Source organism: Microbulbifer hainanensis (assembly GCF_014904735.1).
Lineage (GTDB): Bacteria > Pseudomonadota > Gammaproteobacteria > Pseudomonadales > Cellvibrionaceae > Microbulbifer > Microbulbifer hainanensis.
Window position 1 is genome coordinate 57,954 of sequence record NZ_JACZCR010000039.1, and the last position, 15,929, is coordinate 73,882.

Sequence of the window (15,929 nt, forward strand, 5' to 3'; positions counted from 1 at the left end):
CAGATCGACGCGTGATCTCAGTGATGGCTCGGGAAACTGAACTGCACGCCCTCGCGGACGCCACTGGCCGGCCAGCGCTGCGTCATGGTTTTGCGCACGGTATAGAAGCGCACGGAATCCGGACCATAGGCGTGCAGGTCGCCGAAGCGTGAATGTTTCCAGCCGCCAAAACTCTGGTAGGCCACCGGTACCGGCAGGGGCACGTTGATGCCGACCATGCCGATCTTGATGTTGTCGCTGAAGTAGCGCGCCGCCTCGCCGTCGCGGGTAAAAATACAGGTGCCGTTGCCGTACTCGTGGGCGTCGATGATATCCATTCCTTCCTGCACGGTTTCCACGCGCATGACGCACAGCACCGGGCCGAAGATTTCCTCCGAGTGGATGACCATCCCCTGTTTCACCCGATCGAACAGGCAGGCGCCGAGGTAATTGCCGTTTTCGAAACCGGCGACGGTCAGGCCGCGACCGTCGACTGCCAGCTCGGCGCCTTCCTCGATACCGGTGGCGATATAGCCCTCGACCTTTTCCTTCAGCGCGCGGGTGACCATCGGGCCCATATCATTGTTGTTGTCCATGCCGTCGCCAACTTTCAGTTCAGCGATCTGCGCCTTGAGTTTCTCCACCAGGGCATCGGCGGTGGCATCGCCCACGGCGACGACCACGGAGATCGCCATACAGCGCTCGCCACAGGAACCATAGGCGGCGCCCATCAGTGCACTGGCCGCGTTGTCCAGATCCGCATCCGGCAGCACCAGCGCGTGATTCTTGGCGCCGCCAAACGACTGCACCCGTTTACCGCTGGCGGTGCCGGTGGTGTAGACATATTCGGCAATCGGCGTGGAGCCAACAAAACTGACGGCCTGTACGCGCTTGTCGGTCAGCAGCGTATCCACGGCTTCCTTGTCGCCGTTGACGACATTCAGCACACCCGGGGGGATGCCGGCCTCCATGCCCAGCTGGGCAATAAACAGCGCGCAGCTGGGATCGCGTTCGGAGGGTTTCAATACAAAAGTGTTGCCGCAGGCAATGGCCATCGGCCACATCCACAGTGGCACCATGGCGGGAAAGTTGAACGGTGTGATACCGGCGCAGACGCCCAGTGGCTGGAACTCGCTCCAGGAATCGATCGCCGGCCCGACGTTGCGGCTGTGCTCACCCTTCAGTAACTCGGGTACGCCGCAAGTGTATTCGACGTTTTCTATGCCGCGCTGCAGTTCGCCCATGGCGTCGTTCAGGACCTTGCCGTGTTCACGGGTGAGTAATTCGCAGATCTTGTCGGCGTTCTGTTCCAACAGGTCCTTGAGGCGGAACATGATGCGCGCGCGCTTGATCGGGGGTACATCGCGCCAGGCCGGGTAGGCGGCAGCTGCGGCACTGATCGCATCTTCCACCGTGGCCTTGCTGGCCAGGGCGACTCTGGCGGTTACCTCGTTGGTGGACGGATTGACCAGGTCCTGATGACGCTGGTCGGTGGCGACGATTTTGCCGTTGATCAGGTGGCCGACGGTTTGCATGATGTCGTCTCCTTGGGTTTATCCTGTTATTCGAGTGGCTGTTTTCCCGCGGATAGGATTGCCGGAATCTGGAGTGTTCGTCAGCGGAATCCGCCCGGGAAAGACATTACTGTCTGTCAGGCTTCGAGCATAAGCGGTAATGGCGGGCGCGGCTCCGGCCTGTGCGCCGCAATGTAAATTGGCGCGCCAGTATTTTGCCGCAGAGAACGGAAAAACCCCGCCGGGACGTTTGTCCACGGGCGGTGGGGCAGGTTAGGTGGCCGTGGAGCTAGAGGGTGGAAGCTGGCGCGAAGTCCCGCAACACTGCCAGGAAGGCGTCGCCGAATTTTTCCAGCTTGCTGTCGCCGATGCCGGAAACGGCCAGTAGCGCTTCCCGGCTCTGGGGTTTGGCTGCCACCATGCCGCGCAGTGTGGCGTCGTGGAAAATCACATAGGGAGGGACGCCCTTGTCCTCCGCGAGCTGCTTGCGGCAGGCGCGCAGGGCCTGCCACAGGGGTTCGTCAGCGGGGTCGATATCGGCCGCCGCGGCGCCAGAACGGGACTCCCCGCGACTTGCTTTCGCGCTCGGTGGCAGCGTGCGCAACTCGACGGATTCCTCCCCGCGCAGCAGCGGGCGGCAGGCCTCTGTCAGGCGCAGGTTCTGGAATTCCCCTTCGACCTCGAGATAGCCGCGGACTACCAGCTGGCGCACCACGGCGCGCCATTCATTGGCCGTATATTCGGTGCCGATCCCATAGGTGGAGACCTTGTCGTGCCCGAATTTGCGCACTTTTTCGTTCTCTGAGCCGCGCAATACATCGATGACATGGGCGGCGCCGAAACGCTGGCCGGTGCGGTAGACACAGGACAGCAGTTTGGCGGCCGCCTGGGTGCCATCCCAGGTCTGCGGCGGTTGCAGGCAGGTGTCACAGTTGCCGCAGGGTTGGGGCAGTTCCTCGGCGAAATAACGCAGCAGTGCCTGGCGGCGGCAGCTGGTGATTTCACACAGGCCGAGCATGGCATTGAGGCGATTTCGCTCCTGGCGCTTGTGCTCCTCGCTGCCCTCAGAGCCGGCGGCCATCTGCCCCAGTTTCACCACGTCTTCCAGTCCGTAGAGCAGCAGCGTGGTGGAGGCTTCGCCGTCGCGCCCGGCGCGGCCGGTTTCCTGGTAATAGGCTTCGACACTCTTGGGCAGGTCGAGGTGGGCGACGAAGCGCACGTCCGGCTTGTCGATCCCCATGCCAAACGCGATGGTGGCGACAACGATGACACCGTCTTCGCGCAGGAAGCGGCGCTGGTGGTCGGCGCGCACATCGGCGGGGAGACCGGCGTGATAGGGCAAGGCGTTGAAACCCTGCTGGCGCAGCCAGTCGGCGGTGTTCTCTACCTTGCTGCGGGACAGGCAGTAGACGATACCGGCATTGTCCTGCTGTTCGTCGCGCAGAAACTGTAACAATTGGCGGCGCGGGTTGTTCTTCTGCGCAATGCGATACTGGATGTTGGGGCGGTCGAAGCTGCTGACGAAGTGCTCGGCACCCTCGAGATCCAGGCGTCGGGCTATCTCCTCGCGGGTGCGCTGGTCGGCAGTGGCGGTCAGCGCAATGCGCGGCACCCGCGGAAACTGCTCGTGCAGGCAGTTCAGCTGCAGGTAGTCGGCGCGGAAGTCGTGTCCCCACTGGGAGACGCAGTGGGCCTCGTCAATCGCAAACAGCGACAGCTCCACCCGCTGCAACAGTCCCAGCGTGCGGGGCTGCAGTAGCCGCTCCGGCGCCAGGTAGAGCAGGTCCAGCTCCCCGTGCAGCAGGGCGGTCTCGATATTCTGCGCTTCGTCGAACGGCAGGGACGAGTTCAGGAAGGCGGCGCGTACGCCGGCGGCCTGAAGTGCCTCCACCTGGTCTTGCATCAGGGCAATGAGCGGCGACACAACCACGCCGCAACCGGGGCGCGCCAGCGCCGGTATCTGGTAGCAAAGGGACTTGCCGCCGCCAGTGGGCATCAGGACCAGGGCATCGCGGCCCGACATCAGGGTGTCGATGACCTGGCGCTGGGGCCCGCGGAATTCGGTGTAGCCGAAGGTGTGTTCGAGGATCTGCTGAGGGGATGTCATAGCGGCGCAGTATACCGCGGGACCGGCGACATATCAGTGCGCAATGGCGGGGAAATCGTTGCTCTTCTGGCGGGTTTCACCATTGTATTTGTGGCGGTAATTCACAATATTGTCGTGCTTTTGATCATGGTTTGCGGGCCGTCGGACTATAATCGCGGCACCACAGACATAGGCAGGGAGCCTCCCCGGGCGTCCGCGTTGCAGCGACAGGGGTGTGGTAGGGCTTCCGCAAGGACAAAATGATGCGTACTTCAATAACGATGTCTTGGTTGTTGGCAATGGGGGTGGCGAGCTTCACAGGATGTGCGGCCACGGCTCCGCAGACTCTCGTTCAGTCCGCCCTGGCGGATACCCACCTCGGCTGGCAGCCGGCACCCGAACACCAGCTGGCTTTCTCCCTGGCCACAGCGACAGGCATCGCGCGCGTTGAGCTGCGCCCGCTCCCGGACGACCTGCAGACCCTGACGTTGGACCTGCCGGGCATGCAGAAAGTGGAAGGGGTGCAGTGGGTCGGCGAGAACGGCCAGAGCGCGATGCTGTACAGCGGTGTCGACGGTGCCGACGGCGTGACCCTGCAGCGCCGGGGGCACGGTTACCGCCTGCAGATCTCCGGCGCGGCGCTTGAGCGCTTGCGCGGTGGCGGTGTACTGACGGTGATCGATTACTACCGCGGCTGAGTGCTTTCTCCCGGCAGCGCCGGCCGGGTTTACTGTTTCTTCCCGCCTTCGAAACCCAGTCCCTGGGGCTGAATCAGATAGAGTTTCGGCCAGAACTTGCCCGTGACCCAGAGCCCGTTACGGGTCTCGTCCCAGGCGATGCCATTGGCGACTACATCCGGGTTCCCGGACTTTGGCGGCGCCAGTGCGCTGATATCGATCTGCCCCCGCACCAGACCGCTTTGCGGGTCGATGGCGATGATGTGTGTGTCCTGCCAGATATTCGCCCAGATCAATCCGTGTACGTATTCCAGTTCATTTAATTGCGACCACTGCCGTCCACCACCGTGAACCTTGAGGCGGCGCTGCACAGTGAAATCTTCCGGGTCGCGGAAAGTCAGCGTATCGCTGCCGTTACTCATAATCAGTTGCTTGCCGTCACTGGTCAGTCCCCACCCCTCGCCAGAATACTCGTGGGTTTCGAGCGGCTTCAGGTCGCTGAGCCGGAATACCTGCACGAGACCTGCCTTGTAGGTCAACAGGTACAGGCGGTCGCCGTGTACGGCCAATCCTTCTGCGAAGCGGTTCGCAGCCAGCCACTTGCGCCGTAGGGGATTGGCGCTGGGGTCGGTATACTCGGCCAGCCAGGACTGCCCGTACAGGCCGCTGCTCTCCCACCAGCGCTGGCCATCAAAAAAAAGCCCCTGGGTAAAGTGATCCGCGGGCCGGCTGCGCTCGTCCAGTTTGATGTAGGGGGTATTCGCGAGTGGTACTTCGGCGAAGCCGCTGAGCGGCATCAGGGCGAGAAGCAGTAACAGAAATTTTTGCATCAGAACAGGCTATGACCAGAGTAAAAACGTTTATCACTTTGACCCTGCTGGGGGGCCTGGCGGTGGTCTTGCCCATCGCCATCTTTATTCTGCTGTTTCAGTGGCTGTTCGGCCACATCAGCGAGCTGGTGGCCCCGGCCGTCCAGTGGTTGGAGGCCCACACACATTTTAAGGATACCCTCGCGCGCCTGGCAGTGATAGCGCTGATTCTCGGCGGCTGTTTTCTGATCGGCCTGCTGGTCAAAACCAGTGTCGGGCGCTGGCTGCACCGCCATATGGATCACTGGCTGGGGCGTCTTGCGCCGGGATACAACACCATCAAGGACCTGGTGCTGCAGTTCATCGGCAGTGGTACAGGAGAGGGGGTGCTCGCCGGTCCCGTGGCGCGGGTGAAAATTCACGGCCCCGACATTCCGTTGTCAGTGACGGCGATCGTTACTTCGCGTCACGACAATGGCGACTACACCGTGTATGTGCCGACTGCACCGGTACCCACTTCCGGATTTGTCTACCACGTACCGGAGGACTGTGTGGAAATCCTCCCGAACGTAACCGTGGAGGCGGCAATGAAATCCATCGTCGCCTGCGGCTCGGGCAGCGGCAATCTGCTGGCGCCAGCCACCGAGTAGATTTTTCCAGGTTTCTTCAGACGATAGCGGGTTGCGCCGGGATACCGGAGTCCTCCCGCGCTATCCCCTCGGTCAGGTGCTGCGGTTCTTACCCAGCGCGCGGATGGCGAAGCGCGCCGGGTGCAGTGCCTTGACCAGTTCTGCCGACACGGGCATGACACCGCCGTCAATCCAGCCCGCCACAACTTCTGCCACGAGTGGCGCATAGGTAAATCCGCGGGAGCCGAGCCCGCCGAGCACGTACAGGTTGCGCCGGTAGGTGGTGCGTTCGGCAATCAGCGCTTTGCGGTTCTTCTGCAAGCCGGCGTAGGTCTGCGCCAGGGCATCCCAGTCCGGTACCGGGCCGGCCATCGGCAAATAGTCCGGGGTCGCTGCGCGGAGGGCAGCGCGGCCGTGCAGTTGTTGCTGGGAAAACTCACTGGCAATGGCCGGTAGAAGGCCTGCGAGGATTTCCAGGTTTTCCCGGTGTTCCTCGTCGCGCAGTTGGGTCTGTGTCTCTTTTAGCTTGAATGTGGCACCGAAGCTGTGGCGATCCTCGAATGCCGGCGTGATATAGCCTTCACCGCAGAGCACGGTGCGCAGCTTGCGCGAAGTGTCGCAAGCGGCGGCGCCGGATACCTGGCCGCGAATTGGGCGCAGGGGCAGGGCAGCGGTGTGGGGCAGTTCACGGATTTCGTTGGCGGCGCATACGATGGCGATATCCGCGGAAAAGGATTCACCTGCGGCAGACCGCAATGACCAACCACCCGCACTCTCTTCCAGGTTGTCGATCTGCGTTTCGCAGTGCACGCGGATATTGTCGTGCTGTAACAGGGTTGCACAGACCACGGACGGTTGCAGCCAGCCGGCGGAGGGAAAATACAGCCCGCCGCACGGTAGCGGCAGGCCCGCCAGTTCACCGGCCTCGGCGGCGCCGACGGGGCGCACCAGATTTTCGGCCTTGTGCGGCTCGAGCCACTTGGCCACCTGAGCGTGCAGGGACTGTTCTTTTTCCGTCTGTGCCAGTTGCAGCAGTCCATTGAAATGCACTGCCTGCGGGCAAAAACTGCGGTAATAGCGCAGTGCGAACATCAGGGCGTGCAGATTGAAATCGCCATTGGGGCCGGGTTTCGGCGACAGCTTTGCGTACAGAATGCCCTGATCGTTTCCTGAAGCACCGCTGCCGGGGCGGGCGCCGCGCTCGAAGACGTTAACCTGAAAGCCGCGTTCGGCCAGCGCGCGGGCGGCGGTGGCACCGGCAATACCGGCACCAATGATGGCGACACTTCGTGCATCCCGGCCGCCTTCGTCCCGCGAGTCCGGCAGGTGCCACGGCGTTTCGGTGATTGCGGTGGGGCCCGTGGTTTCCAGGGCACCGCGCAGCATCTCCCGCTTGCGCCCGAAGCCCGGTACTTTTTTCAGCGTGAAACCCGCGCCTTTCAGGCCGCGCTTGACCAGCCCGGCACAGGTGAATGTGGCGAATGTCGCTGCCGGCCGACTCAGTGCGGCGATATTCTCGAACAGTGCAGCGGACCACATGTCCGGGTTTTTGGCCGGGGCAAAGCCATCCAGAAACCAGGCGTCGACCTGTCGATCACGCGTTGGATCCTCGAGCCGCAGTGCATGGAATGCAGCGCTTGCTTCACCGATCACCAGTGTCAGCGAGATGCGGCCGAAGTCCAGCCGGTGTACGCCGTGCGCGAGAAGCGGAGGGTATTGCTGCTGCAGCTGCTCGGCCAGTGGTTGCAGCTGTGGCCACAGCGCCAGGGCGCGGGCGAGGTCTTGCGGGTGCAGCGGATATTTCTCCACCGAGATGAAATGCAGGCAGGCGCCGGGCGGTGCGGTTTCCCGCCACAGTGCCCAGGCGGCGAGGAAATTGAGCCCGGTGCCAAAGCCGGTTTCGCCGATGGTAAAGGTGGCGCCGTCGGGCAGTTGCGCCCAGCGCTCGGGCAGGTCGTTCTGCTGCAGGAATACGTAGCGGCTCTCCCCGAGACCCGAGGCGCTGGAAAAATAAATGTCGGCGAAGGCGCGCGACAGTGGCTGGCCGTCGTCGCGCCACTCGATTTGCGCGTGGGGGTGTTTGTCGCTCACTGCCGTCTGTTTGCTCGAGAGTTGCTGCGCTGCGCGGGGCAGCTTAATGAGTTCAGGCCTGCAATCCGAATTCGCGCATGACCTGCGTACACCAGCGATCGATGCGTTCCTCGCTGAGATCGAACTCGTTTTCCTCATCCAATGCCAGGCCGACAAAACAGCTGCCGTCCTCGGTCAGTCCCTTGGATTCCTCGAACTCGTAGCCCTCGGCGGGCCAGTAGCCCACCGCGCGGGCGCCCAGGGCCAGAAGCTGTGCGTGCAGGTAGCCGAGGGCATCCTGGAACCATTGCGGATAGCCCTCCTGGTCGCCGAGGCCGAACAGGGCAACGGTCTTCCCTTGCAGGTTGAGCTGGGCCAGGTCGTCCCAGATGTTCTCCCAATCCTCCTGCAGTTCACCGTAGTCCCAGGTGGGAATACCAAAAATCAGGAAATCGTACTGTTCCGCCAGGGCGATATCGTCCTCGGCCACGTTGTGCAGGTCGATCCACTCGGCACCGATGCGGTCGCGGATTTTTTCCGCCGCCATTTCGGTGTAACAGGTACTGGAACCGTAAAAAAGTCCAATAGGTGCAAGCATGGTGAAATCAGATTCGGTTTATTGGGCGCCGGCGAAATCGAGCTGTCGCCAGGCCTCGTAAATGACCACGGCCACGGCATTGGAGAGGTTCATGCTGCGGCTTTCGGGGCGCATCGGGATGCGCAGTGTATGTGCCTCGCCGACATTGTCCAGGAAGACCGCCGGCAGGCCGCGGGTTTCGGGGCCGAACACGATGGCGTCGTCCGGGCGAAAGGCAAAATCGGCGTGGCTGCGGCTGCCCTTGGTCGACAGCGCCAATACCCGCGCCGGTTTTTCGGTCTCGACGAACGCGGGCCAGTCCCGGTGGCGCACCACGCGACTGTATTCGCTGTAATCCAGTCCGGCGCGGCGCAGGCGCTTATCGTCCATGGCAAAGCCCAGCGGCTCGATCAGGTGTAGTTCGGCGCCGGTATTGGCACAGAGGCGAATGATATTGCCGGTGTTGGGGGCGATTTCCGGTTGGTAGAGAACAATCTTGAACATGGGCTGGGGCCGTTGTGGTGGCGGCCAATATTGGGCGGGGCCGGACGGGAGTGTCCGGCCCAATCAGGCGCGGATTATTTCACAATTAGAGGGTGGAGGCGATCTCCTCGCAGTCGATCTCCACGCCGAGCTCGTCGGCAATTTCATCCAGCTCGTCACGCAGGCCGTCCAGATCCATGTCTTCCGCCACCCGGATGGTACAGGTGGCTGTGAACAGCGGTTCGCCGCTCCACGGCGTGCTGTCGTAGCCGGTATCCAGCTGTTCCATATTGATATGGCGGGCGGCCAGTGCGCGGGCGATCTCCCGCACAATGCCGGGGCGGTCATTGCCGACCAGCTTGAGTTGCAGAGTCTGCATCGCTCCACCGGCGACCGCCAGCGCCTCTTCGATCTGCAGTTTGTAGCCCTCTCCGGCGAGCGCCGCGAGGGCATCGCGCAGGCCCTGGCAGGCATCGCTGGGCACGCTGACGCGCAGGATGCCGGCGAATTTGCCGGCGAAGTGCGCCATGCGGCTGTCCTCCCAGTTGCCGCCGTTGTCTGCTACCACGGCGGACAGTTTTTCCACCACGCCGGGTTTGTCGTCGCTGATCAGGGAAATTACGAGGTGCTGCTGCATGGGCTATTCCTTTGCTACGGAAGACACGGTTACACTGATTTACTGAATTGTAGCGATTGGCGGCTGGTCTGATAACACCATCCGTTGGTCGTAAAGGCGTTATTTTCCATTTCGATGCCAGATAACTTCGGGGGTGCAGTCGATGAAAGTGCATGCGGACCTGTGCGTAATTCCCATCGGTGTAGGTGTGTCCGTGGCGGAATACGTCGCGGAGTGTCAGCGGGTTCTGGAGGAAGCCGGGCTCGAGCACCAGATGCACGCCTATGGCACCAACATCGAGGGGGAGTGGGACGACGTGATGGCGGCAGTCAAACGCTGTCACGAGCGCGTTCATGCGCACGGGGCACCGCGTATCACCACCAGTCTTAAACTGGGGACCCGTACCGATCGCGAACAGTCGTTGCAGGATAAAATCGACAGCGTTCAGTCAAAATTGAATAAGTAATAACAACCGGGAGAGACCATGAAACTGAAGACTTTACTGGCGGTGCTGGCCTGTGCGGCGAGCTTCACCGGAGCGGCCGAGGCGGCCGATCTCCAGTCGGCGATCAACAGTGATCACCGCGAGAAAGCCAATGCGGCGCGCGATGTGTATCGCCATCCGGCAGAGACGCTGAAGTTCTTCGGCATCAGGCCGGACATGACGGTGGTGGAGATCTGGCCAGGTGGCGGCTGGTACACTGAAATCCTCGCGCCGTACCTGAAAGACGAGGGTACTTTCTACGCCGCGCATTTCCCCGCGGATAGCCAGTCCAACTACTTCCAGAAGTCCCGCAAATCTTTCCAGGAAAAGCTGGCCGGTAACAGCGCCGATTACGGCAAAGTGAAACTGACCGAATTCAATCCGGCCGACGGCGGTAAAATTGCGCCGGCGGGCAGCGTCGACGCGGTGCTCACTTTCCGCAATGTGCACAACTGGATGAATAGCGGCAGTGATGAGAATGCCTTCAAGAGCTTTTACAAGGCACTCAAGCCCGGCGGTATTCTCGGCGTGGTCGAGCATCGCGCAAAGCCGGGAACGAGCCGCGAAGATATGGTGAAGAGCGGTTACGTGTCCCAGGACTACGTTATCGCGCTGGCAGAAAAGGCCGGATTCAAGCTGGAGAAAACCAGCGAGATCAATGCCAACCCGAAAGATACCGCCGATCATCCGAAGGGCGTCTGGACGCTGCCGCCGACGCTGAGTCTCGGTGACAAAGACAAGGACAAGTACCAGGCGATCGGCGAGAGCGATCGTATGACCCTGCTGTTCAGCAAGCCCGCGGATATGTAGTGTCCGGGCCCGATGGCCGGGGCATTCCGGCCATCGTCTGCCCGCCAATGCCAATTAGTGAAGTAGAAGTATGCGCATCCCTTACAACCAGCTCGACCAGGACACCCTACAAAACCTGCTCGAGGAGTACGCCACCCGCGACGGCACCGATTACGGCGAGCGGGAAGTCAGTCTCGTCGACAAGGTGGCGAGTCTGCGGCGCCAGCTGCAGTCGGGAGAGGTGGTGATCTGGTTCGAGCCCGGCGAGGAGTCTGTCAACCTGGTGCTGGCCGAGGATCTTCCCGACGATGCCTGATCAGCTGATCGACACACCGGCCGGTGACGCCCGCGCCCGCTTCCTGTTTGCCCACGGCGCCGGTGCGCCCATGGACAGCGATTTCATGCAGGCAATCAGTGCCGGTCTGAGCGAGCGGGGTATCGAGGTGGTGCGGTTCGAGTTTCCGTATATGGCGGAGCGCCGCCGGGGTGGCTCGCGGCGGCCGCCAAATCCCATGCCCCAGTTGCTGGACAGCTTTCGTGCCCAGGTTGCGCGATTCGATGGAGAGTCGCTGCCGCTCTATATCGGTGGGAAATCCCTCGGCGGGCGGGTGGCCAGCCTGCTGGCACAGGCGCTGTTTGCGGACGGCTCAGTGGAGGGGTTGGTGTGTTTTGGATATCCGTTTCACCCGCAGGGCAAGCCCGACAGCTTGCGCACGGAGCACCTGTATGAGCTGCGCTGTCCGGCTCTGATCGTACAGGGCACGCGGGATCCGCTCGGCAATCGCGAGGAGGTCATTTCATACGCGTTGCCGGAAGCGGTTCGCATCGAGTGGCTCGAGGATGGCGACCACGACTTCAAGCCGCGTCGTGCCAGTGGCTTAACCCAGGCGGGTCACTGGCAAGCGGCTGTGGACGCGGCTGCGACCTTTATGCGGTCTCCAGAATCGTGATCCGTTCGTCCTGCGCCAGCATCGGGCTCAGCTGGGCAAGCTGCGCACGGCGTTCTTCGCTGGTATACCAGTGTTCCCACTGATCCGCCGTCTGCCATTTTGACAGGGTAAAGCGGCGCTGCGGATTGCCTTTTTCCGTGTACGTCTGCCCGTCGACAAAGCCGACGGTGCGGTAGGCGTTATTGAGCAGCTTGCGCGCCGCGGCCTCGTACTCATCCATTTTGTCTGCGGCGATTTCCCGCTCAATCAATACGTAAATCATCTTCTACTCTTGAGTTGCCGATTCACTGCGTGGATTTTAGCGCGTCTCGCAGATCTACCGATATAACGGCAAGCGGGCATTTTGGCCGCCTGGTCAGGCAAAGTTGCAGGTGACGCCAAGGCAGAAAACCCGGAAAATACTTCCATGAAGTCAGATCACACTTTAGATGCCCGCGGCCTGCTGTGCCCGGAGCCTGTCATGATGCTGCACGCCGCAGTGCGTAAAGTGGCACCCGGCGAGATATTGCAGATGCTTGCCACCGATCCCTCTACCCAGCGGGATGTTCCCAAGTTCTGCCAGTTTCTCGGCTACGAGCTGGTGGAGCACGCCGAAGAGAACGACGAGTTCGTCTACTGGATCAAAAAGGCTGAATAGCGCTTGATGGCGAGGGCTTGCGTTGAGGCGAGCGGTGCTGTGCTGCCCGCGTCTTGCGATAGGGCAGGTTAAGCCCGCCAGGCGTCGCGAGTGATCCCCCCCCCCCGCGGCGGCGGGGAGGAATCACCGATGCTGTGCCGAGACCCTAGGGCGTGGTCACCAGCGCCGCAATCGCCGCCAGTGCTTCCGGATCCTCGGATTTGATTTTGTTGGCTATGTGGTGCTGGAAGAAATAGCGGAAATCCCGCGCTTCCTGGGCCGGGTAGAGACACAGGTCGCCGGGCAGCACCGGGGTGGTGACTACGCTGTCGTGGTCGATCAACATACCGTGAATTTCGCCGTTGGCGTACAGCCGCCAGCTCACGACTTCGGTCAGTGTCAGGTTTTCCCGCTGCTCATCCATGAACACCCCGTGGGTGCCAATGGTGTCCGGAATCTCCTGTAGTACTTCCTCGGCCTTACTGCTTTCGTACTCGAAATATTCCGCCGCAGTCTCCAGCTCGACGATTTTGTGGATAGGGGGTTCGTGGAAGATTTCCTCGATACCCGGGTCGTAGTAACCCTCAAAGCGGCCGTCCAGGGGATCCTTGATATCCGGGCAGGCGACGATGGAGTTCAACCAGGGAACGAGACCGACAATCTCGCCATTCGCTTTGAGGCCCCAGCAGAGAATTTTCAGGCTGTAGAGGTCAGAGCCGCTGGAGCTGTTGGAGTAGAGCATTTCCAAGCCATCTAACTCCGGCGACAGTCGGATAAAGCGTCTGCTCGCAGAAGTCTCGATTGGCTCGCCGGTGAAGAGGTCAACCACATTGCTGGTGTTGTGGTCGGTCATGGAGCACCTCCTTGCAGGGCCGGTTGTATACCGTCTCCATCCAGAAGATGTCGCGTACCGCGGGTGCCCTATCTCTGAATGAAGACTGGGGCAGGAGGGCGTTTGACTGCTTATTCCCCCCTGGGGGAACCGGATGCCGGGCGGGGCCCTTTCCGGTGTCCCTGTAACTAAAGGTATATGCTGAATTACCGAAATACAACCAAGGCGTTAGACTCCTTGGTTATCAGCAGTGTGGTTTTCCATGACTTTGATCTTATCGGTGGCATTGCTATAGTCCGCGCCTTTGCCGAACCGCGGAGAATCCCTTGTCTGCCCAGCCCTGCGCCAGTGCCCCATTGGCCGACAGCCCTACAGCCGAGCGCATTGCGGCGGTATTCGATTGCTGTTTTGCCGATCCGGCGGGCCTCAATACGCGCCTGCGCGGGGGCTACGAAGAACCCTTTTACCGCCCTGCGGGGGACCGCCACTCCTATCATCAAGTGGAATTCACCCGCGACTATGCCGCCAGCGCGCTGCACGAAGCGGCCCACTGGTGCGTGGCCGGTGAGGCCCGGCGCTGCCTGCCGGACTACGGTTACTGGTACGCTCCGGACGGCCGCAGCGCCGAGCAGCAGCGGTTGTTTGAGCAGGTGGAGGTCAAGCCCCAGGCGCTGGAGTGGATCTTCGCGCGGGCCTGCGGGCTGCGTTTCCGGGTCAGTGCCGACAATCTGGAGAGTGATCTCGGCCCCAGCGCGGCCTTTAAAGAGGCGATCTGGGCGCAGGTCCGCGCCTACTGTGCGGACGGCATGAACCAGCGTGCCAGGACCTTCGCCATGGCGCTGGCACGGGAATTCGGGCGACCGCAGCCGCTGTGCGCCGACCTCTACCAGAAGGCGGACCTGCAGTGACTGTCGGCGAGCGGGCGCCATTATTGGTGGATGCCTCGGTATATATTTTCCGCTACTACTTTGCCCTGCCGCCGAACTGGATGAGCCGTTCGGGCTATTCCACCGAGGCGGTCTACGGTTTCGCCAACTTCCTGCTGGACCTGCTCGCCCGCCGGCCGGTGCGTATCGCCTGCGCCTTTGATGAATCCCTCGGCAGCTGCTTTCGCAACGAGCTCTATCCGGACTACAAGTGCAGCCGCGCGCTACCGGACGAAGCGCTGGCTTTCCAGCTGGCCGCCTGTCGGGAAATGGCGGAGGCCTTTGGCATTGCCAGTTTTGCCAGCGAGCGCTACGAGGCGGACGATATCCTCGCCACGCTGACGCGCCTGTGCCTTGAACAGGGTCCGGTGGTTGTCAGTCGCGACAAGGACCTGGGGCAGTTGCTGGACCGGGGTGCCGTGTCCCTGTGGGATTTTGCCGCAGACCAGCACCTGGATGCCGCGGCGATACAGGCCAAATTCGGTGTACGCCCCGGGCAGATCGCCGATTACCTGGCGCTGGTGGGCGACACCAGTGACGATATTCCCGGCGTGCCCGGGGTGGGTAAGAAAACCGCGGCGCGCCTGCTGGAAGAATTCGACAGCGTCGAGCAGCTGCTCGCCAATACCGATCGGGTGGCCCGGCTGTCCCTCCGCGGCGCCGCCGGTCTGGCAGTGCGCCTGGCAGAGCATGCGGAACAGATTGCCCTGGCCAAGCGCCTGGCCTCGCTGGAAGAGCGGGTAGGCCTGGCGATCGACGGCGCCGACCTCGAGTGGCGCGGCGCCGATATCGAAGTGGCCCAGGCGCTGGCGCTCGAATTCGGCATCGGCGGCCTGAACGCTAAAATCCAGCGGACATTGAGTCCGCCAACCTTGAGTCCAGATACAGCGGAGGTGCTGTGACAGAGTCCGGAATGACGATTGTCGCCGACGAGAATATCCCGGCGCTGGAAGACTACTTCGGTGACCTGGGAACACTGATACGGGTGCCGGGGCGCGACCTGCGCCGCGAGCAGGTCGCGGAAGCCGACGTACTGCTGGTGCGCTCGGTGACCAGGGTCGACGAATCCCTGCTGGCCGGCACACCGGTACGCTTTGTCGGCAGCTGTACCATCGGTACGGACCATCTCGATACCGCGTGGCTGGATCGCAGCGGTATTGCCTGGAGCGCCGCACCGGGCTGCAATGCAAACTCCGTGGCAGAATATGTATTCTGCGCGCTGGCGGCCCTGGGCTGCGACTGGCGGCAGCGGAGCTTCGGTATCGTCGGCTGTGGCAATGTGGGCGGGCTGTTGCAGCAGCGGCTCCACGCGCTGGGCGTGGAATGTGCGGTGTATGACCCCTGGCTGCCGGACAATCCGGACGCGGCCACACTGGATCGGGTCCTGGGGCAGGACGTGGTCTGCCTGCACGCGCCGCTAGTAAAAGGTGGCCCGCACCCGAGTCTGCATATGATAGGGCGCGCACAGCTGGAAAAAATCAAGGGCGGCGCTGTACTGATCAGCGCCGGCCGCGGCGCTGTAATAGATAACTCGGCGCTGCTGACCCTGTTGCGTGAGGGCCGGCGTGTCACTACCGTGCTGGATGTCTGGGAAAACGAACCGGACATCGACACGGCGCTGCTGCAACTGGTGGATATCGGCACGCCGCATATTGCCGGCTACAGCCTCGACGGCAAGCTCGCCGGCACCCGCATGATTCGCGCGGCGCTGTCGAAAGCGCTGTCCCTGCCGGACGTTTCCGACATCGACCGCGACGGAGCCGCATCAACGCGCCGCGCCCTGGCTCCGGCAGCGGCAGCTCCAGATGAATTTGCCGCGATGGCAGAACTGCTGTTGCAGATCTATGATCCCCGCGCAGACGACCGCCGCCTGCGCGCGGGCGCCGCAGGCG

At 62.2% G+C, this 15,929-nt stretch carries 19 protein-coding genes; 10 read left to right on the forward strand and 9 right to left on the reverse strand.

What is annotated here, in order from left to right; all coding sequences use genetic code 11:
* Window positions 1-17: 17 nt before the first annotated feature.
* Together IG168_RS15200 and recQ are read right to left on the reverse strand one after the other, a co-directional pair.
* On the reverse strand, window positions 18-1,514 hold the full coding sequence (locus IG168_RS15200) for a CoA-acylating methylmalonate-semialdehyde dehydrogenase (RefSeq protein ID WP_193165269.1): 1,497 nt from the start codon (window positions 1,512-1,514) through the stop codon (window positions 18-20).
* A 268-nt stretch (window positions 1,515-1,782) separates the two neighbouring features.
* The gene (recQ, locus tag IG168_RS15205; RefSeq protein WP_193165270.1) at window positions 1,783-3,600 is read right to left on the reverse strand and encodes a DNA helicase RecQ; all 1,818 of its coding nucleotides are present in this window, start codon (window positions 3,598-3,600) and stop codon (window positions 1,783-1,785) included.
* A 284-nt stretch (window positions 3,601-3,884) separates the two neighbouring features.
* Between recQ and IG168_RS15210 the strand changes: the two genes are divergently transcribed.
* Entirely contained in the window at window positions 3,885-4,277 is a 393-nt protein-coding gene (locus tag IG168_RS15210; RefSeq protein WP_193165271.1) for a hypothetical protein, read from the forward strand.
* 29 nt (window positions 4,278-4,306) lie between these two features.
* On the opposite strand, the gene IG168_RS15215 is transcribed toward IG168_RS15210, so the two are convergent.
* Window positions 4,307-5,086, reverse strand: coding sequence for a glutaminyl-peptide cyclotransferase (locus IG168_RS15215; RefSeq protein WP_193165272.1), 780 nt, complete (start codon window positions 5,084-5,086; stop codon window positions 4,307-4,309).
* 11 nt (window positions 5,087-5,097) lie between these two features.
* Here IG168_RS15215 and IG168_RS15220 point away from each other — a divergent pair, with 11 nt between their 5' ends.
* Complete coding sequence (locus IG168_RS15220; RefSeq protein WP_193165273.1) at window positions 5,098-5,715, forward strand: DUF502 domain-containing protein; 618 nt, start codon at window positions 5,098-5,100, stop codon at window positions 5,713-5,715.
* A 72-nt stretch (window positions 5,716-5,787) separates the two neighbouring features.
* Here the strand turns inward: IG168_RS15220 and mnmC are convergent, their stop codons facing one another.
* The 4 genes from mnmC to IG168_RS15240 all read right to left on the reverse strand — a co-directional run bounded on the left by mnmC (window position 5,788) and on the right by IG168_RS15240 (window position 9,461).
* The gene (gene mnmC, locus IG168_RS15225) at window positions 5,788-7,785 is read right to left on the reverse strand and encodes a bifunctional tRNA (5-methylaminomethyl-2-thiouridine)(34)-methyltransferase MnmD/FAD-dependent 5-carboxymethylaminomethyl-2-thiouridine(34) oxidoreductase MnmC (protein ID WP_319024725.1); all 1,998 of its coding nucleotides are present in this window, start codon (window positions 7,783-7,785) and stop codon (window positions 5,788-5,790) included.
* A gap of 52 nt (window positions 7,786-7,837) precedes the next feature.
* Entirely contained in the window at window positions 7,838-8,362 is a 525-nt protein-coding gene (fldB, locus tag IG168_RS15230; RefSeq protein WP_193165275.1) for a flavodoxin FldB, read from the reverse strand.
* Window positions 8,363-8,380: 18 nt separating this feature from the next.
* On the reverse strand, window positions 8,381-8,845 hold the full coding sequence (gene trmL, locus IG168_RS15235; protein WP_193165276.1) for a tRNA (uridine(34)/cytosine(34)/5-carboxymethylaminomethyluridine(34)-2'-O)-methyltransferase TrmL: 465 nt from the start codon (window positions 8,843-8,845) through the stop codon (window positions 8,381-8,383).
* A gap of 85 nt (window positions 8,846-8,930) precedes the next feature.
* On the reverse strand, window positions 8,931-9,461 hold the full coding sequence (locus tag IG168_RS15240) for a glycine cleavage system protein R (protein ID WP_193165277.1): 531 nt from the start codon (window positions 9,459-9,461) through the stop codon (window positions 8,931-8,933).
* A 142-nt stretch (window positions 9,462-9,603) separates the two neighbouring features.
* On the opposite strand from IG168_RS15240, the gene IG168_RS15245 reads away from it, so the two are divergent.
* From IG168_RS15245 to IG168_RS15260, 4 genes are all read left to right on the forward strand, one after another.
* A complete protein-coding gene (locus IG168_RS15245; RefSeq protein WP_193165278.1) occupies window positions 9,604-9,906 on the forward strand; it encodes an MTH1187 family thiamine-binding protein in 303 nt (100 codons plus the stop codon).
* A gap of 18 nt (window positions 9,907-9,924) precedes the next feature.
* The gene (locus IG168_RS15250) at window positions 9,925-10,734 is read left to right on the forward strand and encodes a class I SAM-dependent methyltransferase (protein ID WP_193165279.1); all 810 of its coding nucleotides are present in this window, start codon (window positions 9,925-9,927) and stop codon (window positions 10,732-10,734) included.
* A gap of 70 nt (window positions 10,735-10,804) precedes the next feature.
* Window positions 10,805-11,029, forward strand: a complete 225-nt coding sequence (locus tag IG168_RS15255) for a YheU family protein (RefSeq protein ID WP_193165280.1) — start codon at window positions 10,805-10,807, stop codon at window positions 11,027-11,029.
* Window positions 11,022-11,663 (forward strand): alpha/beta family hydrolase, encoded by a 642-nt coding sequence (locus tag IG168_RS15260; protein ID WP_193165281.1) that lies wholly within the window; start codon window positions 11,022-11,024, stop codon window positions 11,661-11,663. The genes IG168_RS15255 and IG168_RS15260 overlap by 8 nt, the downstream gene beginning before the upstream one ends.
* Here the strand turns inward: IG168_RS15260 and IG168_RS15265 are convergent.
* Window positions 11,641-11,925, reverse strand: a complete 285-nt coding sequence (locus IG168_RS15265) for an antibiotic biosynthesis monooxygenase family protein (protein WP_193165282.1) — start codon at window positions 11,923-11,925, stop codon at window positions 11,641-11,643. The two genes, IG168_RS15260 and IG168_RS15265, sit on opposite strands and share 23 nt — an antisense overlap.
* 144 nt (window positions 11,926-12,069) lie before the next feature.
* On the opposite strand from IG168_RS15265, the gene tusA reads away from it, so the two are divergent.
* On the forward strand, window positions 12,070-12,300 hold the full coding sequence (tusA, locus tag IG168_RS15270) for a sulfurtransferase TusA (protein ID WP_193165283.1): 231 nt from the start codon (window positions 12,070-12,072) through the stop codon (window positions 12,298-12,300).
* A 145-nt stretch (window positions 12,301-12,445) separates the two neighbouring features.
* Here the strand turns inward: tusA and IG168_RS15275 are convergent, their stop codons facing one another.
* Window positions 12,446-13,132, reverse strand: coding sequence for a hypothetical protein (locus IG168_RS15275; protein WP_193165284.1), 687 nt, complete (start codon window positions 13,130-13,132; stop codon window positions 12,446-12,448).
* 305 nt (window positions 13,133-13,437) lie between these two features.
* On the opposite strand from IG168_RS15275, the gene IG168_RS15280 reads away from it, so the two are divergent.
* The 3 genes from IG168_RS15280 to IG168_RS15290 form a co-directional block, all read left to right on the forward strand.
* A complete protein-coding gene (locus IG168_RS15280; protein ID WP_226877019.1) occupies window positions 13,438-14,019 on the forward strand; it encodes an elongation factor P hydroxylase in 582 nt (193 codons plus the stop codon).
* The gene (locus tag IG168_RS15285) at window positions 14,016-14,939 is read left to right on the forward strand and encodes a 5'-3' exonuclease (protein ID WP_319024726.1); all 924 of its coding nucleotides are present in this window, start codon (window positions 14,016-14,018) and stop codon (window positions 14,937-14,939) included. The genes IG168_RS15280 and IG168_RS15285 overlap by 4 nt, the downstream gene beginning before the upstream one ends.
* Before the next feature lie 11 nt (window positions 14,940-14,950).
* Window positions 14,951-15,929, forward strand: a 979-nt coding sequence (locus IG168_RS15290; protein WP_193165285.1) for a 4-phosphoerythronate dehydrogenase, incomplete at its 3' end; no start/stop codon positions are given.

Coding starts and splice junctions, on each gene's coding strand:
- IG168_RS15200 (WP_193165269.1), bottom strand. CDS start 1,514: ATGCAAACCGTCGGCCACCTGATCAACGGCAAAATCGTCGCCACCGAC.
- recQ (WP_193165270.1), bottom strand. CDS start 3,600: ATGACATCCCCTCAGCAGATCCTCGAACACACCTTCGGCTACACCGAA.
- IG168_RS15215 (WP_193165272.1), bottom strand. CDS start 5,086: ATGCAAAAATTTCTGTTACTGCTTCTCGCCCTGATGCCGCTCAGCGGC.
- IG168_RS15220 (WP_193165273.1), top strand. CDS start 5,098: ATGACCAGAGTAAAAACGTTTATCACTTTGACCCTGCTGGGGGGCCTG.
- fldB (WP_193165275.1), bottom strand. CDS start 8,362: ATGCTTGCACCTATTGGACTTTTTTACGGTTCCAGTACCTGTTACACC.
- trmL (WP_193165276.1), bottom strand. CDS start 8,845: ATGTTCAAGATTGTTCTCTACCAACCGGAAATCGCCCCCAACACCGGC.
- IG168_RS15240 (WP_193165277.1), bottom strand. CDS start 9,461: ATGCAGCAGCACCTCGTAATTTCCCTGATCAGCGACGACAAACCCGGC.
- IG168_RS15245 (WP_193165278.1), top strand. CDS start 9,604: ATGAAAGTGCATGCGGACCTGTGCGTAATTCCCATCGGTGTAGGTGTG.
- IG168_RS15250 (WP_193165279.1), top strand. CDS start 9,925: ATGAAACTGAAGACTTTACTGGCGGTGCTGGCCTGTGCGGCGAGCTTC.
- IG168_RS15255 (WP_193165280.1), top strand. CDS start 10,805: ATGCGCATCCCTTACAACCAGCTCGACCAGGACACCCTACAAAACCTG.
- IG168_RS15260 (WP_193165281.1), top strand. CDS start 11,022: ATGCCTGATCAGCTGATCGACACACCGGCCGGTGACGCCCGCGCCCGC.
- IG168_RS15265 (WP_193165282.1), bottom strand. CDS start 11,925: ATGATTTACGTATTGATTGAGCGGGAAATCGCCGCAGACAAAATGGAT.
- tusA (WP_193165283.1), top strand. CDS start 12,070: ATGAAGTCAGATCACACTTTAGATGCCCGCGGCCTGCTGTGCCCGGAG.
- IG168_RS15275 (WP_193165284.1), bottom strand. CDS start 13,132: ATGACCGACCACAACACCAGCAATGTGGTTGACCTCTTCACCGGCGAG.